Annotated in this window: 20 protein-coding genes; 9 read left to right on the top strand and 11 right to left on the bottom strand. The window is 67.4% G+C overall.

The genetic code is table 11. The features are described from left to right. Window positions 1–22: 22 nt before the first annotated feature. Window positions 23–322 carry a chorismate mutase gene (locus CGU34_RS15015; RefSeq protein WP_036296758.1) on the bottom strand — a complete coding sequence of 100 codons (300 nt, stop codon included), beginning with the start codon at window positions 320–322 and terminating at the stop codon, window positions 23–25. 112 nt (window positions 323–434) lie between these two features. Between CGU34_RS15015 and CGU34_RS15020 the strand changes: the two genes are divergently transcribed. After that, a complete protein-coding gene (locus CGU34_RS15020; protein ID WP_051513143.1) occupies window positions 435–1,550 on the top strand; it encodes an AI-2E family transporter in 1,116 nt (371 codons plus the stop codon). 141 nt (window positions 1,551–1,691) lie between these two features. Here CGU34_RS15020 and CGU34_RS15025 read toward each other — a convergent pair whose 3' ends face one another. Next, on the bottom strand, window positions 1,692–3,005 hold the full coding sequence (locus CGU34_RS15025) for a lactonase family protein (RefSeq protein ID WP_036296619.1): 1,314 nt from the start codon (window positions 3,003–3,005) through the stop codon (window positions 1,692–1,694). Window position 3,006: 1 nt separating this feature from the next. Further along, a complete protein-coding gene (locus CGU34_RS15030; RefSeq protein ID WP_036296622.1) occupies window positions 3,007–4,293 on the bottom strand; it encodes an adenylosuccinate synthase in 1,287 nt (428 codons plus the stop codon). An 89-nt stretch (window positions 4,294–4,382) separates the two neighbouring features. On the opposite strand from CGU34_RS15030, the gene CGU34_RS15035 reads away from it, so the two are divergent. Next, on the top strand, window positions 4,383–5,120 hold the full coding sequence (locus CGU34_RS15035; protein ID WP_198517853.1) for a Pr6Pr family membrane protein: 738 nt from the start codon (window positions 4,383–4,385) through the stop codon (window positions 5,118–5,120). A 9-nt stretch (window positions 5,121–5,129) separates the two neighbouring features. Then, complete coding sequence (gene argG / locus CGU34_RS15040) at window positions 5,130–6,572, top strand: argininosuccinate synthase (protein WP_100814569.1); 1,443 nt, start codon at window positions 5,130–5,132, stop codon at window positions 6,570–6,572. 69 nt (window positions 6,573–6,641) lie between these two features. Here argG and mnhG read toward each other — a convergent pair whose 3' ends face one another. The 7 genes from mnhG to CGU34_RS15075 form a co-directional block, all read right to left on the bottom strand. Further along, a complete protein-coding gene (mnhG, locus tag CGU34_RS15045) occupies window positions 6,642–7,013 on the bottom strand; it encodes a monovalent cation/H(+) antiporter subunit G (RefSeq protein ID WP_100814570.1) in 372 nt (123 codons plus the stop codon). After that, window positions 7,010–7,276 (bottom strand): monovalent cation/H+ antiporter complex subunit F, encoded by a 267-nt coding sequence (locus CGU34_RS15050; protein WP_100814571.1) that lies wholly within the window; start codon window positions 7,274–7,276, stop codon window positions 7,010–7,012. The genes mnhG and CGU34_RS15050 overlap by 4 nt, the downstream gene beginning before the upstream one ends. Continuing rightward, window positions 7,273–7,860, bottom strand: a complete 588-nt coding sequence (locus CGU34_RS15055; RefSeq protein ID WP_100814572.1) for a Na+/H+ antiporter subunit E — start codon at window positions 7,858–7,860, stop codon at window positions 7,273–7,275. The genes CGU34_RS15050 and CGU34_RS15055 overlap by 4 nt, the downstream gene beginning before the upstream one ends. Then, window positions 7,857–9,407: a Na+/H+ antiporter subunit D gene (locus tag CGU34_RS15060; protein ID WP_100814573.1), complete on the bottom strand. Its 1,551-nt coding sequence runs from the start codon at window positions 9,405–9,407 to the stop codon at window positions 7,857–7,859. The genes CGU34_RS15055 and CGU34_RS15060 overlap by 4 nt, the downstream gene beginning before the upstream one ends. Further along, window positions 9,404–9,943, bottom strand: a complete 540-nt coding sequence (locus tag CGU34_RS15065) for a Na(+)/H(+) antiporter subunit C (RefSeq protein WP_100814574.1) — start codon at window positions 9,941–9,943, stop codon at window positions 9,404–9,406. The genes CGU34_RS15060 and CGU34_RS15065 overlap by 4 nt, the downstream gene beginning before the upstream one ends. Next, on the bottom strand, window positions 9,943–12,867 hold the full coding sequence (locus CGU34_RS15070; RefSeq protein WP_100814758.1) for a Na+/H+ antiporter subunit A: 2,925 nt from the start codon (window positions 12,865–12,867) through the stop codon (window positions 9,943–9,945). Before CGU34_RS15070 ends, CGU34_RS15065 begins: the two co-directional genes overlap by 1 nt. A 105-nt stretch (window positions 12,868–12,972) precedes the next feature. Further along, entirely contained in the window at window positions 12,973–14,070 is a 1,098-nt protein-coding gene (locus tag CGU34_RS15075; RefSeq protein ID WP_100814575.1) for a LacI family DNA-binding transcriptional regulator, read from the bottom strand. An 83-nt stretch (window positions 14,071–14,153) separates the two neighbouring features. Here CGU34_RS15075 and CGU34_RS15080 point away from each other — a divergent pair, with 83 nt between their 5' ends. Continuing rightward, a complete protein-coding gene (locus tag CGU34_RS15080; protein WP_100814576.1) occupies window positions 14,154–15,434 on the top strand; it encodes an MFS transporter in 1,281 nt (426 codons plus the stop codon). Between the two features lie 6 nt (window positions 15,435–15,440). On the opposite strand, the gene CGU34_RS15085 is transcribed toward CGU34_RS15080, so the two are convergent. Next, on the bottom strand, window positions 15,441–16,823 hold the full coding sequence (locus CGU34_RS15085) for an LLM class flavin-dependent oxidoreductase (protein WP_036296640.1): 1,383 nt from the start codon (window positions 16,821–16,823) through the stop codon (window positions 15,441–15,443). Between the two features lie 176 nt (window positions 16,824–16,999). Between CGU34_RS15085 and CGU34_RS15090 the strand changes: the two genes are divergently transcribed. The 5 genes from CGU34_RS15090 (at window position 17,000) to CGU34_RS15110 (ending at window position 21,194) form a co-directional block, all read left to right on the top strand. Continuing rightward, window positions 17,000–18,022 (top strand): methionine ABC transporter ATP-binding protein, encoded by a 1,023-nt coding sequence (locus CGU34_RS15090; RefSeq protein ID WP_100814577.1) that lies wholly within the window; start codon window positions 17,000–17,002, stop codon window positions 18,020–18,022. After that, entirely contained in the window at window positions 18,019–18,741 is a 723-nt protein-coding gene (locus tag CGU34_RS15095; protein WP_036296643.1) for a methionine ABC transporter permease, read from the top strand. Before CGU34_RS15090 ends, CGU34_RS15095 begins: the two co-directional genes overlap by 4 nt. Before the next feature lie 36 nt (window positions 18,742–18,777). Beyond that, window positions 18,778–19,698 (top strand): MetQ/NlpA family ABC transporter substrate-binding protein, encoded by a 921-nt coding sequence (locus CGU34_RS15100; protein ID WP_036296645.1) that lies wholly within the window; start codon window positions 18,778–18,780, stop codon window positions 19,696–19,698. Between the two features lie 84 nt (window positions 19,699–19,782). Next, window positions 19,783–20,478 (top strand): endonuclease NucS, encoded by a 696-nt coding sequence (gene nucS / locus CGU34_RS15105; RefSeq protein ID WP_100814578.1) that lies wholly within the window; start codon window positions 19,783–19,785, stop codon window positions 20,476–20,478. A 41-nt stretch (window positions 20,479–20,519) separates the two neighbouring features. Continuing rightward, the gene (locus tag CGU34_RS15110) at window positions 20,520–21,194 is read left to right on the top strand and encodes an HAD hydrolase-like protein (protein WP_036296651.1); all 675 of its coding nucleotides are present in this window, start codon (window positions 20,520–20,522) and stop codon (window positions 21,192–21,194) included. Window positions 21,195–21,227: the final 33 nt, after the last annotated feature.

Raw genomic sequence — 21,227 nt, forward strand, 5'->3', positions numbered from 1 at the left:
ATGCTAGACCGAGGCGGCCGACTCAGCGCCCGTTAGCCGCCTGCTCGTGGTGATGGATGACCTCGGCCACGACGAAGTTGAACCACTTCTCGGCGAAGGCGGGGTCGAGATCGGCGTCGAGGGCGAGACGCCGCAGACGAGCCACCTGTTCGATCTCGCGCGTGGGGTCGGAGGCCGGCATCTCGTGGGTCGCCTTCAGCACGCCGACCTGCTTGGTGCAGCGGAAGCGTTCGGCCAGCATGTAGACGAGCGCGGCGTCGATGTTGTCGATGCTGGCCCGCAGGCGCAGCAGCTCGTTTCGCGGATCGCTTTCGTGGGTCACGGGGCCCTCCTTCCCCATGAGGCTACCGGCCCCACCAGTCGTTCGCTGCGGCGATCCTGGCGTCCGACGACACCGCCCACCATCCCCTGACACCGCCCAGTATGGTGTGACCATGAGCGACGCCACGACCGATCCCGTGCCCCCGGCATCCGACACGCCCGCGTCGGGGATCCGATCGTTCTGGGCACGCATCGACCAGCCCTTCACGGTCGGGTTCACCTTGACGCTCGGTGGCCTCGCGGCCCTTCTGCTCGGCCTGGCGGTCAGCAACCTGGCGACCGTCATCATCTACATCGTGCTCGCCCTTTTCGCAGCCCTCGGTCTCGAGCCGGTCGTCGACTGGCTGATGCGTCGCGGGGTCAAGCGCGGCTGGGCGATCGCGATCGTGTTCCTCGGTATCGCGCTGCTGCTCGTGGGCATCCTGTGGCTCGTGATCCCGACGGTCGTGCAGCAGATCTCGCAGTTCGTGCGCGACATCCCGGGTCTGATCAGCACCGCCGAGCAATCCGACTGGTTCGCCTACCTGCAGGGCCAGTTCGGCGCGGCCGTGCCCGACCTGCTGAACAACCTCGAGTCGTTCATCACCGACCCCGGCAACATCGCCGCAATCGGTGGCGGCGCCGTTCAGGTCGGGATCAGCATCGTCTCGGGAATTTCGGGCGCGTTCATCACGCTCGTGCTGACCCTCTACTTCATCGCGTCGATGCCGGCGATCAAGGCCGCGTTCTACCGCCTGGCGCCTGCCCGCAACCGCCCGGGCCTGCGCGACCTCACCGAGCAGATCACCGGGTCGATCGGCGGCTACTTGATCGGCATGGTCGTGCTGGCGACGGCCAACGCCATCTTCGCCTTCATCCTGCATCTGATCCTCGGCCTGCCCTTCCCGGCGCTGATGGCCGTGATTGCGTTCCTGATCACCCTGATCCCGCTGATCGGTCCCGTTCTGTACTGGATCATCGCGAGCGTCATCGCCCTGTTCTCCGACCCGCTCACAGCACTGCTGTTCGCCGGGTTCTACCTGGCCTATATCCAGATCGAGGCCTACGTACTGACGCCCCGCGTCATGAACCGCACGATCGAGATCCCGGGCGCCCTCGTGGTGATCGGCGCGCTCGTCGGCGGCACGCTGCTCGGCCTGATCGGTGCCCTGGTCGCGATTCCGGTCTCGGCGTCGATCCTGCTGATCATCAAGCAGGTGTGGGTGCCGCGCCAGGACGCCAAGCTCTAGCCGCTCTCGCTCTACCCCGGCGAAACACCCATTCTGCCCCGGAACACCCCGCGACACAGGGTGTTTCGGGGCAAATCGGGTGTTTCGGCGTGTGGGGCGGGCTGGCCCGGGCGGGTTGGCGGGGCGGACGGGCGCGGGGCCTCAGTCGCGGACGCGCAGGATGCGGGTCGGTGACGGAACGCTCGCCCGCTGCCGCACCTTGCTGGGCACACCAGTGCGGATGTCGAGCGAGAGCGACACGACATCGTCCGAGCGCTGCCCCGCGACGAGCAACGTGTCTCGCACGACCAGGTGATGCCGGGGCCAGGTGACCCCCGACTCGGCGAGCGCAACGGGCTCGAGGCTGCTGCCGTCGCCCACGACCCGCAGCACCGCGATCGTGTCGCTCCCCCGCAGCCCGGCATACAAGAACGCACGATCATGGGATGCCGCGAGTTCAGCACCCGCGTCATCCGGAAGCGTGAGCGCCGCGGCCGGGACGCTGCCGCGCACGCTCCACCGTCCTGCCCGGTCGGCGCCCAGCACGAACACCTCGGCCGAGTGCTCCGTCAGCACATAGGCGAAGCCGCTCGGGTGCACGACCAGGTGCCGCGGGCCCGACCCGCGCGGCAGGGTGACGTCGTGATCGGCCACCAAGCGACCCGCGGCTGTCCGCCACACCCGCACCAGGTCGAAACCGAGGTCGGTCGTGAGTGCTCGACCGTCGGGGAGGAATGCCGCCGCGTGCGCACGGGAGGTTCGTGCGGGCTGATCCGCGTCGACCGCGCGGGTCAGCAGTGTGCCACCATGCACATCGGGCTCGGTCGGTCGGTCGTGATCAGGGATCAGGTGGGCGAACTCGGCGCCGGCAGCCGCCCGTAAGGCCGCCGCGGCGTCGGCGAGTCCGATCGCGGCCTGGCGCCGGTCGGCATCCCGGTCGGCCGGCACCCCCGACATCCGCTCCTCGCGTCGTTCCGCCGCCACCCGCGGGTCTTGGGGTTCGTCGTCGACATCCTCGCGAGGCAGATCGCGCGGGTCAGCGCCCACGACGCCGTACGGATCGCGCGCCGCCTGCGCAACCGCGCGTCCGGTCGGGCGTCCGCTGCCATCGAGAGCGATCCGCACCACCCGGCCATCGCCCCAGCAGCTCGCGAGCAAGTACTCGCCCCCAGGGCTGACCGCGATGTGGCACACCGCCTCGCCCGCCTCGACAGACGGACCGAGGCCGGTGAACGACGTGTCCCCGGTTCGCGCCAGCGCGGCCACCCGCCCCTCACCCTCGAGCGCCGCATAAACGACGTCCAGGCGGGGGTGGGCCGCGATCCACGACGGCGACGCGAGCGCCGGACGCACCGCACCGCGAAACGAGAGCGGGCCGGATGCGAAGGGGGAGCCATCCTCGCCCGCGGTCAGCAGGCCGATGCCCTCGGCAGTGCCTTCCATGTCGGAGGAGTACCCCCCGACCCAGAACCGCATGTCAGTCCACGAGGTCGTGTCGCACGATGACCTGGTCGCGCGCGGGGCCGACACCGATCACCGAGATGCGCGTGCCGCTCATGCCCTCGAGCGCCAGCACGTAATCCTGCGCCGCAACCGGAAGGTCCTCGAACGTGCGCGCCTTCGAGATGTCTTCCGACCAACCCGGGAAGTACTCGAGGATCGGCGTCGCGTGGTGGAAGTCCGACTGGTTGACCGGAACCTCGTCGAATCGCTCGCCATCGACGTCGTACGCGACACAAACGGGAACCTGCTCGAGACCGGTGAGGATGTCGAGCTTGGTCAGCACCAGGTCGGTGATGCCGTTGATCCGCGTCGCGTATCGCGTGATGGGGGCGTCGTACCAGCCAACGCGGCGCGGGCGACCCGTGGTCGTGCCGAACTCGAAGCCGCGCGAGCGCAGCCAGTCGCCCTCGTCGCCGAACAGCTCGGTGGTGAAGGGTCCGGAGCCGACGCGGGTCGTGTATGCCTTGACGATTCCGACGATGCGATCGAGTCGGTTGGGGCCCACGCCGGAGCCCGTGGCGGCGCCGCCGGCGGTGGCGGACGACGACGTGACGAACGGGTACGTGCCGTGGTCGACGTCGAGCATCGTGGCCTGGCCGCCCTCGAAGACGACGACATCGCCCGCGTCGAGCGCGTCGTTCAACAGCAGTCCGGTGTCGGCGACCATGGGCCGCAGGCGGTCGGCGTACGACAGCATGTCCTCGACGACCTCGTCGACCGAGATCGCGCGACGGTTGAACACCTTCACCAGGAGGTGGTTCTTCTGATCGAGCGCTCCCTCGACCTTCTGCCGCAGGATGTTCTCGTCGAAGATGTCCTGCACGCGGATGCCCACGCGATTGATCTTGTCGGCATACGCCGGACCGATTCCGCGTCCCGTGGTGCCGATCTGGCGCTTGCCGAGGAAGCGCTCGGTGACCTTGTCGAGCGTGCGGTGGTACTGCGTGATGATGTGCGCGTTGGCGCTGACCCGGAGCTTCGACGTGTCGACGCCGCGGGCGGCGAGCGCGCCGAGCTCGGCGAAGAGCACCTCGAGATCGACGACGACACCGTTGCCGATCACCGGGATGACGCCGGGCGAGAGGATGCCCGAGGGCAGCAGATGCAGCGCGTACTTCTCGTCGCCGATGACAACGGTGTGGCCGGCGTTGTTGCCGCCATTGAACTTCACGACCCAGTCGGTGCGCTCGCCCAGCAGGTCCGTGGCTTTGCCCTTGCCTTCGTCGCCCCACTGCACGCCGACGATCACGATTCCTGGCATGGTGGGCCCCCGGCTTTCTTGTCAGGACGGGTGAGACACCATCCTACCGGCGTCGTCGTTCCGGGACTTCTGGTCGCTAGGGTGATCGCATGCTTCGATCCCCCGCCTGGGCCCACTTCTGGGCCGTCGTGCGCATTCTCACCGCCGTCGCGGGTGTCGCCGCGATCATCGCCCAGCTCGTCCGCACCGTCTCGAACGCCGAGGCGGCGGACCAGCCCGTCGGCACGGTCGTCGTCAACTTCCTCAGCTTCTTCACCATCCAGTCCAACGTCGCGGCGGCCGTGACCCTGACAATCGGTGCGTTGCTGTTCTGGACGCAGGGACGACGTACGGATGTCGAGCCGCGCTGGTTCGCCATCCTGCTGGTCTGCGTCACCACCTACATGGTGATCACCGGCATCGTCTACAACCTGTTGCTGCGCGGCATCCAGCTGCCGCAGGGCGAGACGGTGGCGTGGTCGAACGAGGTCATGCACGTTGTGATTCCGATCGTGCTGCTGCTCGATCTCTTCCTCGCCCACCGGCGACGGGCGCTGCCGTGGCGTGCGGTCTGGATCATCGTGATCTATCCGATCGTGTGGGTGATCTACACGCTCGTGCGCGGGCCGCTCGTCACGTCGCCCGGCAACGGCGAGCCCTATTGGTACCCCTACCCCTTCCTGAACCCGAACAACCCCGCACTGCAGCCGCCCGGATACGCCGGCGTAGCGGTCTACGTCGTCGTGATCGCCGTCGGGATCATCGTCGTCGGGGCGCTCGCGGTAGCGGTCGGGCGCTGGCGTGCGTCGCAGGCGCGTGGGTCTGAGGCCGACCACACCGCTCAGTAGACTCGAAGGATGTCGAAGGTCCTTCAGTCCCTGCCCGTCGGCGAGCGCGTCGGCATCGCTTTCTCCGGTGGCTTGGACACCTCGGTCGCCGTCGCGTGGATGCGCGACAAGGGCGCGATCCCCTGCACCTATACCGGCGACCTCGGTCAGCCGGACGAACCCGACGTCGAGGCGATTCCGGGCCGTGCCCTCGAGTACGGCGCCGAGGTCTCACGCCTCGTCGACGCGAAGGCCGCCCTCGTCGAAGAGGGCTTCAGCGCTCTCGCCTGTGGCGCGTTCCACATCCGCTCGGGCGGACGCACCTACTTCAACACCACGCCGCTCGGCCGCGCGGTCACGGGCACGCTGCTCGTCCGCGCCATGAAGGAAGACGGCGTCGACATCTGGGGCGACGGCTCGACCTATAAGGGCAACGACATCGAGCGGTTCTACCGCTACGGCCTGCTCGCAAACCCCCGTCTGCGCATATACAAGCCGTGGCTGGACGCCGATTTCGTCACCGAGCTCGGCGGCCGCAAAGAAATGAGCGAGTGGCTCGTTGCACACGGCTTCCCGTACCGCGACTCCGCCGAGAAGGCGTACTCGACCGACGCCAACATCTGGGGTGCGACGCACGAGGCCAAGACCCTCGAGCACCTCGACGTCTCGCTCGAGACCGTCGAGCCCATCATGGGTGTGCGGTTCTGGGACGAATCCGTCGCGATCGCCACGGAGGATGTCACGATCACGTTCGAGGCCGGCCGTCCCGTCGCCATCAACGGCCGCGAGTTCGGTGAACCGGTCGAACTCGTCCGCGAGGCGAACGCGATCGGTGGACGCCACGGGCTCGGCATGAGCGATCAGATCGAGAACCGGATCATCGAGGCCAAGAGCCGCGGAATCTACGAAGCCCCCGGCATGGCCCTGCTCTTCACCGCGTACGAGCGACTCGTCAACGCGATCGTCAACGAGGACACCCTCGCGACGTACCACGAGCAGGGTCGCCGCCTCGGCCGCCTGATGTACGAGGGTCGCTGGCTCGAGCCGCAGTCGCTCATGCTGCGCGAGTCGATCCAGAAGTGGGTCGGTTCGACCATCACCGGAACTGTCACCCTGCGGTTGCGCCGCGGCGAGGACTACACGATCCTCGACACGACCGGCCCCGTGATGTCCTACGGACCCGAGAAGCTGTCGATGGAACGTGTCGGCGACGCCGCCTTCGGTCCGACCGACCGTATCGGCCAGCTCACGATGCGCAACCTCGACATCGCCGACTCGCGCACGCGTCTCGAGCAGTACGCGGCGATGGGAATGATCGGTGGCGCAACGGCCGCGCTCGTCGGCAACCTCAAGGCGGGCGAGTCCGCCGAGATCACCGAGCACGCGGCTCCGTTCGACCCCGACCGCGAGCGTCTCGCGGATGCGGTGGATGAGGCATCCGAAGCCGCCGCTTTCGACTCCGGCACCGACTGACGTTCAGCCTCCGGCTGCCTGACCGGGGCGGCGGATTTAGCCGCCGGCTGCCTGACCGGGGCGGCGGATTTAGCCGCCGGCTGCGGGGGGCGTCTCGCGAGACTCACGCAGTTCGTCGACGACGAGTGCGCCCTCGTCGAACGTGCCGTTGCGATAGGCGGCCCGACCCACCATGTGCGCCGACAAGGGCGCCGTGGCGAGCTGGATCAGGAACACCGGCGCGACGAACGCCGCGACGGGCCACGCTCGCAGCGACAGCGCGATGGCGATGCAGATCAACAGCAGACCCAGCACCTGCGGCTTGGTGGCGGCGTGCAGGCGCGTCGGCACATCCCGAAACCGCAGCAGACCGATGGATGCGGTGAGGCACAGCAGAGCACCGATCAGCACCAGCACGAGTGCCGTGGTGTCGGCGATTGCAAACCAGTCGAGGGCGATCATCGGGGGTTGTCCCTCCTCGCGACGAAGCGGGCGACTGAGATCGATCCGAACACACCGACGGCCGCGATGATGAGCAGCACGGGCAGCGAACGGGTGTGCTGATTGATCACCATGTCGGCCCCGAGGATGCACATGATCTCGGTCAGCAGCACGTCACTCGCGACGACGCGGTCGAGGATCGACGGCCCGATCACGATGCGAATGAGCGCGAGCAGAGCCGCGATCGCGAAGACGACCAGGATGACGACAACAAGCACGTTCATACGGTCGCCCCGCCCTGTCTCGGCGTGTCAATCACGGCATCCCGGATGACCTGCAGTTGCTCGCGCGAGCCGACGGCCCGAACGATCCGGGCCTCCCAGCCGAGCACGGCACGGCGTTGGTGTTCGACCTCGGCCTCGTTCCGCACACCGATCACGTGCAGATAGAGGATTCTGCGGTCGCGATCGGCCTCGATGATGATCGATCCCGGAATCAACGATGCTGTGACGGCGGTGTGGCTCATGATCAGGTCGTCGTCGGTGCGGAGCGGTACGGCGATGACCGCGACACCCGGTTGACGCCGCAGATCGAGTACCTGCCACGCGACGAGAAGAGAACCGCGCACGAGGGCCGCGAGGAACGTCGAGACGAAGACCAGCCCGAACCAGGGATTCAAGCGGCCAGACAGATCGACGGGCGGCAAACGGAAGATCCGCGTGACGACGAGAGCGACGATCAGGCCGGTGACGAAGGCCAACACCGTGAACTGACCCCAGAGCAACATCCACAGGGCGATCAGCCAACCGAAGAACGGGAGCTGCGCCCAGACGTGACGCGCGTGCGAGGCACGGGAGTCGGGACTCATGGCGCCTCCTCATCGATCTGAGTGATCGTGACCGGCTGGGTCAGCAGCTCTCCCGCGCGCATGCAGATCTCGAGCAGCGGGCCGGCGAAGATCGTCAGGGCGAGAGTGACCGCAACCATCCCTCCGGTCGCAGCCGTCATGATGCGGGGGATGACGCGTCGCTCGGTCTCGACCGCGGCGCCCGTCGACCGGCCGAGGTACGCGATGCGCGCCTCCGTCTCGGAAGAATCCTCTTCCTCGCGCCAGAACGACAGGTTCCAGGCGCGCATGAGCGCGTAGAGGGTCAGCAACGAGGTCACGATTCCGCCGACGATGAGCACCATAACGACCGGCGTACCGACCTGAGCACCGGCGTCGAACAGGGCGAACTTCCCGATGAATCCTGAGAAGGGTGGCAACCCGCCGAGGTTGACCGCGGGGATGAAGTAGAGCACGGCGATCACCGGTGCCGCCCGCATCAGACCCTTGACCCGCAAGATCGACGTGCTGCCCGCCCGGCGCTCGATCAGCCCCACGGCGAGGAACAGGGTCGTCTGCACGATGATGTGGTGGACGATGTAGTAGATCGTCGCTCCGTACGCGGCCGCGGTGCCGATCGCCAATCCGAAGATCATGTATCCGACGTGGCTGACGAGCGTGAACGACAGGATGCGTTTGAGCTCCGCCTGCGCGACAGCACCCAGCACCCCGACGATCATCGTGGCGAGCGCGATCACCATCAGAAGCAGGTTGATGTCGTTGTTCGGGAAGATCTGCGTCTCGGTGCGGATGATCGCGTAGACGCCGACCTTCGTCAGCAACCCGGCGAACACCGCGGTGACGGGGGCAGGCGCGGTCGGATACGAGTCAGGTAGCCAGAACGAGAGCGGGAACACCGCCGCCTTGATGCTGAACGCGACGAGCAGCAGCATATGGAGCACGAGCTGGACGTCCTGCGGCAACTCGCCCATGCGCGCGGCGATCTGCGCCATGTTCACGGTGCCGAGAGAGGCATAGATCGCGGCGATCGCCGAAAGGAACAGGATCGACGAGACGAGCGAGACGACGATGTAGACGACACCCGTGCGGATGCGGGACTCGGTACTGCCGAGGGTGATGAGCACATACGAGGCAACGAGCAGGATCTCGAACCCGACGTACAGGTTGAACAGGTCGCCGGCGATGAAGGCGTTGAAGATTCCGGCCGCGAGGATCAGGTACGAGGGATAGAAGATCGAGACCGGTGTTTCTTCGTCACCGTCCGCGGCACCCTGGCCGATGGAGAACAGCAGAACCGCGATCAGGACGATGCTCGACACGAGCACGAGCAGCGCGGCGAGGGGGTCGACGTAGAGCACGATTCCGAGGGGGATCGGCCATCCGCCCACCGACACCGCGATGGGCTCACCTTGGTCGACAGCCACCAGCAGAATCGCCGCGATGACGAGAACAGCGGCGAGGGTGACGACCGAGATCGCGACCTGGAAGCGGCGACGGCGCCCGAAGATCAGGGTGAGGGCGGCACCGATGAGCGGCAGCGCGACGAGCAAGGGCACGAGCGAGCTCACGAGTCCTCACCCCCGTTCGGCCGGCGACGAGTCGCGGGTTTGTCGGTCGGCGCATCGTCCACGAGACCCGGGAAGTCCCGGCTGTGCAGCACGGTGATGGGCGCGGTCTCGACACCGACGAAGTCGGTCGGGGCCTCGGCATCCGCTGAGCCCTCGTCATCCATCGCGTCCTCGGACTGGACGCCGCGCTCACGCAGGGCGACGTCTTCCTCGTCGTCCATGACGGTGTCGGCCTGTCCGAGCTGCCACGACCGATAGATCAGAGCGAGCATGAACGCCGAGATGGCGAATGTGATCACGATCGCCGTGAGCGTGAGGGCTTGCGGCAGCGGATCGGACATGTCGGATGTCTCGCCCGAACCGTAGAACGGGGCGATGCCGGGCTGGCCCATGACGATCAACAGCAACAGGTTCGCCGCATTGCCGAGCAGGAGGAATCCGATCAACACGCGCGTGAGACTGCGCTCGAGCATGGCGTAGACGCCGCATGCGAAGAGCGCGCCCATCACGATGATGAGGGTCAGGGAGGCGTTCATCAGCTGACCACCTCTCCCACGCGAACGGGCTGGCTCTGCCGATCGACCTCGGCGCCGAGGCTGCGCAGCACATCGAGCACGAGGCCCACCACGACGAGGTAGACGCCGATGTCGAAGATCGTCGTCGTGACGAATTCGACGTGGCCCAAAACGGGCAGCTCGGCCTCGATGAACGCGCTCGTGAGCGGCGGAGCACCGAAGAAGAGGGGGACGACGGCGCAGGCGACGGCGATCGCCATGCCCGCCCCGAGCAGGCGGCCCGCATCCGTCGGGGCGGCCGCTCCCAGCTCGTACCGTCCACCGGCCACGTAGCGCATGACGAGCGCCATGCCCGCGACGAGCCCGCCCGCGAACCCGCCACCCGGCAGGTTGTGGCCGGCGAAGAGCAGGTAGATCGAGACGACGATGATCGTGTGGAACAGCACGCGCACGATGACCTCGAGGATGATCGAGCGATTTTCGGGGCGCATCCGCTGGCCACCGACAAGCCACGTCTGCGGGCTGCCCGCGTTAGCCGCGGACTGCGGGCGCGGGCCGGCGAGCGTCTCGACCAGCGGACGACGCCGGCGGCGAGCGGGCATCGTGGGCACGCCCGAGGTCAGCCGCTGCAGATTGTCGGCGCGATCGGTGACGAAGACGAGGGATGCGACTCCCGTTGCCGCGAGCACGAGCACCGAGAGCTCGCCCATCGTGTCCCACCCACGGATGTCCACCAGAGCCACGTTCACGACATTGCGCCCGTGTCCCAGCTCGTAGGCGAGCGGCGGCCACGATTCCGATATCGGTGCCTCGATGCGCGCGCCGGTCGCGATCGCGGCGACCATGGCCATCGTCACGCCGACACCGATAGCCAGGATGGCTCGCGGAACCCGGGCGACGGAGGCGTTGTGATCGCCCATCTGCGCGGGGAGGCGGCGCAGCACCAGGGCGAAGGCGACGAGCGTAACGGTCTCGATGAGGATCTGCGTGAGGGCGAGGTCGGGCGCCCCGCTCGTGGCGAACAGCAGCACCATGCCGAGCCCCGTCACCGACACGAGCACAACACCGGTGTACCGCTTGCGGGCGAGCACCGCGGCGATACCCGCGGCGATCATGAGGGGCGCGGCGACGAGCTGGATGGGCGACTGCCACGCATCGAGCTGCGCGCGCCACGTCGGTGAGGCGAGCATCACGGTCGTCTCGGCGGCGACGAGCACCACGAAGATCGTGCCGACATAGATCGGGAGCGAACCGCGCTGCGTGAGGGTCGTCGTGGCGACCGAGAGGCGGTCGACCTGACGAACGACCTCGTAATAGACATCCGACGCCGTGAATCGCACGAGTCTCCGACGGGTATCCCACCGCGTCGCCTGCGCGAGAGCGAAGACCAGCGCACCGCCGACCAGCGTCGCGAGCGAGAGGAACAGAGCGGGCTCGAGCCCGTGCCAGAGCGCCAGGTGGTAGGCGTACTCGGGGGCCGCGACTCCGGGCGTCGAAGCCGGCGCGGTGTCGGCGTAACCCTGCAGCGCGACATCCAGCCACGGTGCGGCAAAACCACCGACGATCGACAGACCCGAGAGGACGATGGGAGCCGCGAGGAAGCCGATCGGCGGGTCGGGCCACTCGGTCACCGGCACGTCCCGCTTACGGAAGAACGCGCCCCACAGGAATCGGATGCCGTAGGCGACCGTGAACACGGATCCGATCAGGATGCCGATCAGAGCAACGAGGCCCCAGGCCGAGCCGCCCTGAGCCTCATCGAGAAGGGCCGTGAGCACGCCCTCTTTCGCGACGAAGCCGAGCGTAGGAATCACCCCGGCCATCGATCCGATCGCGATGAACGCGAAGGTCGCCATCACGGGAGCCTGACGGCCGAGGCCCGACAACTCCGAGATATCGCGCGTGGAGAGCTGGCGGTCGATGACACCGACGATCAGGAACAGGCTGGACTTGAACAGCGCGTGCGCGAGCAGCAGCGCAAGGCCGGCGAGCGCCGCGTCGCGCGTTCCGAAGCCGAGGACAACGGTGAGGAACCCGAGCTGGCTCACGGTACCGAAGGCGAGGATGCGCTTCAGGTCACGTTCGCGCAACGCCTGGATGCCTCCGATCAGCATCGTCAGCACGCCCAGCGAGATGACGATCGGCCGCCACGGCGGGGCATCCGCGAACACGGGCGAGAGGCGGGCAAGCAGGTAGATCCCGGCCTTCACCATCGCGGCGGCGTGCAGATACGCGCTCACCGGGGTCGGGGCGGCCATCGCGCCCGGCAGCCAGAAGTGGAAGGGGAAGATCGCCGACTTGCTGAGTGCGCCGACGAGGAGCAGCACGAGCGCGGCATCGACCACCGGCCCGCTCGGCGCGATCTCGAGGATGCCGGACAGGCTCGACGTACCCGTGTCGACGACCAGCAGCACGACCCCGATCAACATCACGAGTCCGCCGAGGGTCGTGACCAGGAGGGCTTGGAGGGCGGCGCGGCGACTCCAGGCCCGGCGGTGGTAGTACCCGATCAGCAGGTACGACAGGATGCTCGTGATCTCCCAGAACATCACCAGCACGACGATGTCGTCCGTCAGCACCAAGCCGTACATCGTTCCGGCAAATGCGAGCAGCACCGCCGCGAACTGTCCGAGGCCCTCCGGCTTGTCGCGGAAATACCAGCGGCAATAGAGCAGCACGAGCGCGCCCACGCCGGTGACAACGAGGGTCATGACCCACGCGAGCGTGTCCATGCGCATCGACAGCGAAATGCCGAGCGCGGGAATCCACTCGAACGACTCGAAGGGCGTCCGATCCGCGATGACGTCGGGCGTCCTCAGAACCGCCTCGACGAACGCCACCGCCGCCATCGCTGCGGCGATGTAGAACGCCCGCGATCCGAGGGTCCGAACGAGCCACGGCATTGCCAACGAGATGACGGCGAACGCAGCGAGGATCAGCAGCACGGGCGTCTCCTCGGTCATGTCGGCCGGGGTGGCTCAGGGAATGGACAGTGGTCCTATCTTACGGTGCTACGACGCGCGGACCTCGAACAAGTCCTCGGGAATCCCTCAGCCCGGCGGAGGACCCGTCGTGTTGCCCTGCCGGAACGTGCAGGTGAAACTGATCGACGCGGCATCCAAACCCTCGATCATCCGCGTGACGATCGTGCCCGCGGCACGTCCCTTCTCCGCCGCGGGTTGCACCAGCGTGGTGAGTTCGTACGGGGCGAATCCGTCGACGGTGATGCCGTCGAATCCCGTCACGCTGACATCTGCCGGCACCGACAGACCGAGTTCTTCCGCGGCGCGGACGACGCCCGCCGCGAGCAGGTCGCTCTGCGCGATGACAGCGGTGGGACGATTGTGCGCGTCGGACAGGATGCTTCGGCCGGCCGCGAGCCCTTCGTCGATCAGGCTGCCGCCCGCCGCGTAGACGCGAGCCGCGGGGAAGACGTCTCGGGCACCGGCGAGTCGTTCGCGCGTGACATCCACGACGGGGACGCGGGAGTCATCCGGAGCGACCCATCCCCGCCAGCGTCGCGCGTCGAAGGGCAGGGTCAGCAGCACGACGTTCTCGTGACCGAGCGAGCGCAGGTGGCGCGCGGCGTGGCGCTGGGCCTCACGATTGTCCAACTCGACGCGCGGAATACCGGGGCCGGCATCACCTTCGATGACGACGACGGGGATTCCCCGGCCGCGAACGGCCGCGAGCGAGTCTGCGAGACGTCCGCTGCATCCGACCAGCACGACGGCGTCGACGGGGGCAGAGCGCAGACTCGGCGCCGACTGTCGGGGGTGCGCGGCGCCCGCGCCCGACCCATCGACGTCCGGAGAGATTCCGGCATCATCGCGAAGCAGCAGCAACCCGGCTCCGAGCGGCGAGACCCCCTCGGCGAGCCCGTCCATCATGACCGCCTTGATCGGATCACGAAAGGCTGCGCCGAGGTGTTCTTCGAAGACCACGCCGACGATGCCGCTACTCCCGCGACGGAGCGACGCGGCTCGAGGGTCCGGGCCCGTGTACCCGAGCGACGCCGCGGCCTCGAGAACACGGGCGCGGGTCGCATCCGTCACCGAGGCTTTGCCGCTGAAGACCACGGACGCGGTCGACGGCGACACCTGAGCAACACGCGCGACATCGGCGATCGTGGGCCTTCCGGCAGCCATCGCTCCTCCGGGTTCGGGATTGGTCCACCGATGGTACCCCGTACGGGCCGGGCAGCGTCGAATCGATTCGATAGACTCTGCCCATGTCCGAACTCGCCGCACCCCTCGACCACCGCGCCCTGTTGCGCTGGCGCACGGCGGTCTTCGCCATCTTCACGGCGAGCGGACTCTCGATCGCCACGTGGGCGTCGCGGGTTCCGGCCATCAAAGAAGCCCTCCAGATCGACAACATCCAGATCGGCTTCGTCCTGCTCATGGCGGGAATTGCCTCGATCGTCGGGCTGTCGCTCAGCTCGATCGTGCTCGCGCGTTTCGGGGCACGCCGCGGCATGTTCGTCGCGATGATCGTCATCGCGATCGGCGTCGCGATCATCGGAATCGGCACGGATGCCCTGGGCTCCTATGGGGCCGTCGTACTCGGCCTCGCCCTCTTCGGCCTCGGCAACGGATCGCTCGACGTCATGATGAACGTCGACGGCGCCGTGATCGAGAAGCAACTCGGCAAGACACTCCTCCCGCTCTTCCACGCCTTCTTCAGCTTCGGAACCGTGCTGGGCGCGGGCATCGGTGTGCTCGCCGTGACGTGGGGATTGAACGTCCTGGTCCACACCGCGGCCATGGCCGGGGTGATCCTCGTCATCGCATTCGTCAGCATCGCCAACGTGCCCGCCCGGATCGTGGCCATGGACCCGACGCCGTCGGGTGAACCGCGCCGCGACTGGCGTGCACGCCTGCACGAGTCCCTGTCGGCGTGGCGCGAACCGCGCACCTACACGCTCGGCATCGTGATGCTCGGCATGGCCTTCGCCGAGGGCGGCGCGAACGACTGGCTCGCGCTGACCGTGGTCGAGGGCCACGGCGCCGACCAAGCCCTTGGTGCGGCGGGGCTCGCGGTGTTCTCGGTGAGCATGACCGTCGTGCGCATCGCGGGCGGGCCGCTGGTCGATCGGTTCGGGCGCGTCGCGACGCTGCGCGTTCTCGCGGCCGCGGCAACGGTCGGTCTCTTGCTCTTCATCCTTGCGCCGTCGATCCCCCTCGTCTTCGTCGGTGCGGCGCTCTGGGGTGCGGGCGTTTCGCTGGGCTTCCCGCTGGGGATGTCGGCAGCGGCCGACGACCCCGCCCGGGCCGCGGCCCGCGTCAGCGCCGCCGCGACGATCGGCTACATCGCGTTCCTGTGTGGGCCGCCGCTGCTCGGGTTCGTCAGCGAGCACATCGGTCTACTCAACACCCTCTACATCCTGGTCGCGCTCATCGTTGCATCCGGCTTCGCGTCCGGAGCCACCCGCCCACTTCCGGGAGCGCACGTCGGCGAGGGTCGGCGCCACGAAAGCCCGGCGGCATCCGACGACCCGTCCACGCTGTAGCGACTCTCACGAGATCGCGAGAGCACCCACCCGATAGCCCGCACCCTTGTGCTCGGAGGGCAAGCGATCGCCGTTGCCGTGCAGCTTGTGGCGCAGCGTTCCCTCGACGTAGGAGGTCGGGTACGCACCGCGGGCGCGCAACTCGGGGATCACGTACGTCACGATGTCCTCGAAGGTGCCCGGCGTGATCGCGTAAGCGAGGTTGAACCCGTCCACATCCGTTTCGGCGACCCACTCCTGAAGCTGATCCGCGATCTCTGTGCCGGACCCCACGAGCGTGGGGCCGAGCCCACCGATGGCGCTGATGCGAGCGATATCCCGCACGGTGAATGTCTCGCCATTCTCCGCCGACTCCTGGTAGTTCGCGATGACGGACTGGATGGCGTTGCTCTTGACGTTGCCCACCGGCTCGTCGAGCTCGTACTGCGACAGGTCGATGCCCATCCATCCGGACATGAAGACGAGGGCGCCCTCGTGGTTCGCGTACTGCAGGAAGTCCTCGTGCTTGGCCTGTGCTTTTTCGGGAGTCTCGTCGGTGATGATCGTCAGCAGCGTGTAGATCCGAGCCGAGTATCGATCGCGACCAGCGGCCTCGAGGGCGTCGCGGATCTTGCTTACGGTGTTTTTCAGAACGGCCTTGGTGGGGGCGGCGACGAAAATCGCCTCGGCATTGCCCGCGGCGAACTCGATGCCGCGTGAGGAGGCACCGGCCTGGTAGATCACGGGCGTGCGCTGCGGCGACGGCTCGGAGATATGGATCCCCGGGACGGTGAAGTACTTGCCCTCGTGGCCGATCTCGTGGACCTTCTGCGGGTCGGTGAAGACACCTGACTCGCGGTCGCGAATGACCGCGTCGTCTTCCCAGGACCCCTCCCACAGTTTGTAGAGGACCTCGAGGTACTCGTCCGCGTGCTCGTAACGCTCATCGTGCTCGAGCTGATCGTCGTTGCCCATGTTGCGAGCAGCGGATGGCAGGTAACCGGTCACGACGTTCCATCCGACGCGACCCTTCGTCAGGTGATCGAGCGTCGACATCCGGCGAGCGAATGGATAGGGGTGCTCGTACGCGGTGCCGGCCGTGACGCCGAATCCAAGATGCTCGGTCACCGCGGCCATGGCCGAGATGAGAAGAACCGGGTCGCCCACGGGCACCTGGGCACCATGCCGGATCGCGGCTTCGTTCGTGCCGCCGTACACGTCGTAGGTGCCGAGGACATCGGCGATGAAGATGCCGTCGAAGTTTCCGCTCTCGAGCAGCTGGGCAAGCTCCGTCCAGTAGCTCAGATCTTTGTAGTTCGCTGAGCGATCGTCCGGATGGCGCCACATGCCCGAGGACTGGTGGGCTACACAGTTCATGTCGAAGGCATTGAAACGGATCTGTCGAGTCATCGGGCAATCGTCGGGCACGCCGGCAGCTCACGCCAGCGCAGACAACACAAAACGTCACACGGCTACGCACTGCGTCACATGGTTACCTACGGCGTCGTTTCGGCTGTCCCGACGTTGCGTGGCGCCCTTACGGTCGGCGGCATGCCTCCTATCGACCGACCAGGGCCGGCGACGCGATGATTCGTCTCGAGCAGCTCACCAAGACCTTCGGGACCGCGACCGTGCTCGACCGCCTCGACTTCGCCGTCGCGTCCGGCGAGATCTTCGCGGTCGTCGGCCCGAGCGGCGCGGGCAAGAGCACCCTCGCCCAGTGCGCGACCCTGCTCGAGGCGCCGACCTCGGGGGCCGTGATCGTCAATGGCGACAATCTCTCCCACCTGAACGCCAAGCAACTGCGCGTCGCCCGTCGCAGGATCGGCACGATCTTCCAGCACGACGGTCTTTTCAGCCGTCGCACCGCCGCCCAGAATGTCGCGCTGCCTCTGGAGTATCTGGGCGTCACCCCTGTCGAGTCGAAGCGCCGAGTGGCCGAGCTGCTCGATCGCGTCGGTCTCGCCGCCAAAGCGGGCAGCTACCCGCACGAGCTGTCGGGCGGCCAGCGCCAACGGGTCGGCATCGCACGTGCCCTCGCGCTCCGCCCCCGTGTGCTGATCTCGGACGAGGCGACGAGCGGGTTGGACCCCGAGGCGACGGCGTCCGTGGTCGAGCTCATCAAAGAGCTCCGCGACGACCTAGACCTGGCGATCATCTTCATCACGCACGAGATGGACACTGTTCGCAGCATCGCCGACTCCGTTGCGCGTCTCGATCACGGACGTATCGTCGAATCCGGGCGCCTCGTCGAACTCCTGCACGACGCCGACTCAGAACTCGGGCGCGCGCTCCAACCCCGCCGCACACACGCGGTCGCCGGAGAGTCCGAATCGACGTGGGTCGTGTCGTATCGCTCGGCGCGCGTCCCGACGGACTGGATGTCGCGGCTCGGCGAGACTCTGGGCGTTCCCGTGTCGCTGCTCGGCGCATCCGTCGAGGTGCTTCATCAATCGACCGTGGGTTCTGCGGTGATCGGTGTCGCCCACTCCGACGGCGAGCGTGTGCGGCAAGCACTGGAGGACCTCGGCCTGGATGCTCGACCGGAAGAACCGGTCCGCGCGGGTGTCCCCTCCGGGGCGGTTGCCCCCGAGGCGGTGTCGTCATGAGGCGTATCGATAACGTCCCCCTCGCGGACATTCCCGCCCTCATCTTCCCGGCGCTTCTCGACACACTGATCATGGTCGGGATCGTCATGGCCATCGTGGTCCTCGTCGGAATTCCGCTCGGCGCGCTCGTGCACAATCTCGCGCCACACGGCCTCTTCCCGCGGCCGCGGCTGCACGCCGTCCTGAGCGGAATCGTCAGCATCGGTCGCTCGCTGCCGTTCCTGATTCTGATGGCCGCGATCGTTCCGTTCACGCGATTCGTCACGGGCACCAACATCGGAATCGCCGCCGCGGTCGTCCCGATGTCGATCGCTGGCATCGCCTTCTTCACCCGCATCGTCGAGAACTCGCTGCGGGGCGTCCCGACCAACCTGGCGCGCGTCGCGACGGCGAGCGGCGCATCCCCCCTCCAGATCATCCGCACCGCGCAGCTGTCCGAGGCCGTTCCGAGCATCATCGGCGGCATCACGATCAACACGATCGCGATGATCGAGTACTCCGCGATCGCGGGCAGCATCGGGGCGGGCGGAATCGGATACGTCGCGGTGACCTACGGCTATCAGCGCTTCGACAACGGGGTCATGTTGGCCACGATCATCGTGCTCGTTCTGCTCGTCGCGGCCGTGCAAAAGCTCGGCGACACCTTCGTCTTCCTCACGACGCCCCACGCCCGCACGCGGCGTTCTCTTCAGCCGAGTCGTCTTCAGCCCACCCCCTAGCCCCAAACTCGCACAACACCCCAGGAGATATCTGCCATGACAACGACACAGGACACCCGCACCACACCGCCGAACGACAACGACCACGGGTTCGCGGTCAAAACCCGTCGGCGCTGGCCATGGATCGTCGGCGGCGCGGCCGTTGTGGCCGTGATCGGCGCCGCCGTGGTGGTGCCGCTTCTCAACCCGACCCAGTCCCCCAACGAGATCGCTGGGGCAACGCTCGAGATCGCCACCGCCGAGGGCAACGCCTCGGAGCAGGCGCTCGTGGAGTTCATCGCGAAAGAGGTCGCTCCCCGGTACGGCCTCACGATCGCCTTCCGCGGTCTGGCCGACAGCAACACCATCAACCGCGCCGTGAGCGAGGGCGAGGTCGCCGGCACGATCTACCAGCACAAGCTCTGGCTCAGCCAGGTTCTCGAGGCCAACCCGGACTTCAGAGAGACGGCCGCGGTTCCCGTCTTCCGATGGGGCTTCGGCGTGTGGTCGGACAAGTACGACGACATCAGCGAGATCCCGGATGGCGGAAAGATCTCGCTCTACTCCGACCCCGCCAACGAGGCACAGGGTCTCTGGGTCCTTGAACGCGCGGGCCTGATCACCCTCGATCCATCGGTCGACAAGGCTTACGCCACGCAGGACGACATCGTTGCCAACCCCAAGAACCTCACGTTCGTCTTGCTGGACTTCGCTGCCCAGTCGCGAGCGCTTCCCGATCTCGACGCGGCAGTGGGCTACACCGAGTATTACCTCGCGGCGCAGATCGACATCGACAAGCAGATCTACGCCCCCGCCGCACCCGACGAGTTCGCGGGACAGCTCACGATCGGCTCGGACTACGCCGAAACCGACAACATCAAGAAACTTGTCCAGGCATTCCAAGACCCGGCCGTGCAGGAGTTCCTCCGCACCGACCCGTCGGTCAAGGACATCCTGCTGCCGATCGACGCACAGTAGCCATCGCCGGGGGGCGGGTTCTCAGCCCGCCCCCCGGGCACCTTCGTGGCAAGGCACGGGGGCACCGACGGGTACCGTGGACGGGTGCGTCTCGTCATCGCCCGCTGCTCCGTCGATTACTCCGGCCGTCTCAGCGCGCACCTACCCCTCGCCACCCGTCTTCTCGTTCACAAGAGCGACGGGAGTCTGCTGGTGCACTCGGATGGCGGCAGCTACAAGCCGCTCAACTGGATGAGTCCGCCGTGCTCGCTGGTATCGCAACAGCCGGGCGACGATGCCCGCGAAGCCGGCGTCATCGAGCAGTGGCGTGTCACGCACGCCAAGTCGGGCGATGCCCTGCTGGTCAACATCTACGAGATCATCCACGACACGTCCCACGAGCTCGGCACCGATCCTGGCCTGCAGAAGGATGGCGTCGAGGCCGACCTGCAGCGGCTGCTCGCCGAGCAGGTCGAACTCATCGGTGACGGCGTCACGCTCGTTCGACGGGAGTTCCCGACGGCGATCGGGCCGGTCGACCTGCTGCTGCGAGACCCCGCCGGCGGAACGATCGCGGTTGAGGTCAAGCGTCGGGGAGACATCGACGGCGTCGAGCAGCTCACGCGCTACCTCGCCCTGCTGGGTCGCGACCCTCACCTGGCACCGGTGACGGGCGTTTTCGCCGCGCAAGAGATCAAGCCGCAGGCGCGCGTCCTCGCGACGGACCGAGGCATCCGCTGCGTCACCCTGGACTACGACGACATGAAGGGCATCGAGTCGGGGGTCCCCCGCCTGTTCTGACCCGTCCGGGCGGATCAGCGGCTCCCCGTAGGCTGAATCTCATGCCCGACATCTGCCCCTGGTCCTGCATCCTCTGGGATGTCGACGGAACGATCGTGGATGCCTCGGACGGCATCCTGCGCCGACTGACCATCACGCTCGAGCACTTCGGCCGACCCGCGCCGACGCGCGCCGAGCTGGTGCACTGGATCGGTCCGCCCATGTTCGAGTCCTTCCAGGCCCAGGCCGGGATGTCGCCCGAAGAGGCGACGACGGCGGTCTCGTGGTATCGCGAGCTCGGGGCCCGCGACGGCTACACGACAGGGGCGCGGACCTTCCCCGGCATCGTCGACCTGATCCACGATCTGCACCGCGATGGGGTTCCCCAGGCGACCGCGAGCAGCAAGCCCGAGAACCAGGTGCGAGAGCTGATGCAGTTCTTCGGGCTGACGGACGACTTCACCACCATCGTGGGCGCAACCCCCGATGAGCGGACACTGAGTGCCAAGTCCGACATCGTGGCCGAGGCCCTGCGCCGGCTCGAGGCCGCGGGAGTCGACACGTCCCGACCCGTGCTCATCGGCGACCGACACCACGACGTCGAGGGCGGCGCGGTGCATGACGTGCCTGTCATCTTCGTGCGCTGGGGCTTCAGCTGGCCGCACGAGTCCGAGGGCGCCTCCGCCGTCGCGGATGACATGGACGCCCTCCGCGCGCTCCTGCTTCCCGGCGCGTAGGGCGCCGGGGCGGGCATCCCTCGCTACCCTGAC

Origin of the sequence: Microbacterium lacus (assembly GCF_002812805.1) — a bacterium.
Classification (GTDB): Bacteria; Actinomycetota; Actinomycetes; order Actinomycetales; family Microbacteriaceae; genus Microbacterium; species Microbacterium lacus_A.

Excerpts from the sequence above, each read along its gene's own strand:
- CGU34_RS15020 (WP_051513143.1), top strand. The coding sequence starts at position 435 with ATGAGCGACGCCACGACCGATCCCGTGCCCCCGGCATCCGACACGCCC.
- CGU34_RS15025 (WP_036296619.1), bottom strand. The coding sequence starts at position 3,005 with ATGCGGTTCTGGGTCGGGGGGTACTCCTCCGACATGGAAGGCACTGCC.
- CGU34_RS15030 (WP_036296622.1), bottom strand. The coding sequence starts at position 4,293 with ATGCCAGGAATCGTGATCGTCGGCGTGCAGTGGGGCGACGAAGGCAAG.
- CGU34_RS15035 (WP_198517853.1), top strand. The coding sequence starts at position 4,383 with ATGCTTCGATCCCCCGCCTGGGCCCACTTCTGGGCCGTCGTGCGCATT.
- argG (WP_100814569.1), top strand. The coding sequence starts at position 5,130 with ATGTCGAAGGTCCTTCAGTCCCTGCCCGTCGGCGAGCGCGTCGGCATC.
- mnhG (WP_100814570.1), bottom strand. The coding sequence starts at position 7,013 with ATGATCGCCCTCGACTGGTTTGCAATCGCCGACACCACGGCACTCGTG.
- CGU34_RS15050 (WP_100814571.1), bottom strand. The coding sequence starts at position 7,276 with ATGAACGTGCTTGTTGTCGTCATCCTGGTCGTCTTCGCGATCGCGGCT.
- CGU34_RS15055 (WP_100814572.1), bottom strand. The coding sequence starts at position 7,860 with ATGAGTCCCGACTCCCGTGCCTCGCACGCGCGTCACGTCTGGGCGCAG.
- CGU34_RS15065 (WP_100814574.1), bottom strand. The coding sequence starts at position 9,943 with ATGAACGCCTCCCTGACCCTCATCATCGTGATGGGCGCGCTCTTCGCA.
- CGU34_RS15075 (WP_100814575.1), bottom strand. The coding sequence starts at position 14,070 with ATGGCTGCCGGAAGGCCCACGATCGCCGATGTCGCGCGTGTTGCTCAG.
- CGU34_RS15080 (WP_100814576.1), top strand. The coding sequence starts at position 14,154 with ATGTCCGAACTCGCCGCACCCCTCGACCACCGCGCCCTGTTGCGCTGG.
- CGU34_RS15085 (WP_036296640.1), bottom strand. The coding sequence starts at position 16,823 with ATGACTCGACAGATCCGTTTCAATGCCTTCGACATGAACTGTGTAGCC.
- CGU34_RS15090 (WP_100814577.1), top strand. The coding sequence starts at position 17,000 with ATGATTCGTCTCGAGCAGCTCACCAAGACCTTCGGGACCGCGACCGTG.
- CGU34_RS15095 (WP_036296643.1), top strand. The coding sequence starts at position 18,019 with ATGAGGCGTATCGATAACGTCCCCCTCGCGGACATTCCCGCCCTCATC.
- CGU34_RS15100 (WP_036296645.1), top strand. The coding sequence starts at position 18,778 with ATGACAACGACACAGGACACCCGCACCACACCGCCGAACGACAACGAC.
- CGU34_RS15110 (WP_036296651.1), top strand. The coding sequence starts at position 20,520 with ATGCCCGACATCTGCCCCTGGTCCTGCATCCTCTGGGATGTCGACGGA.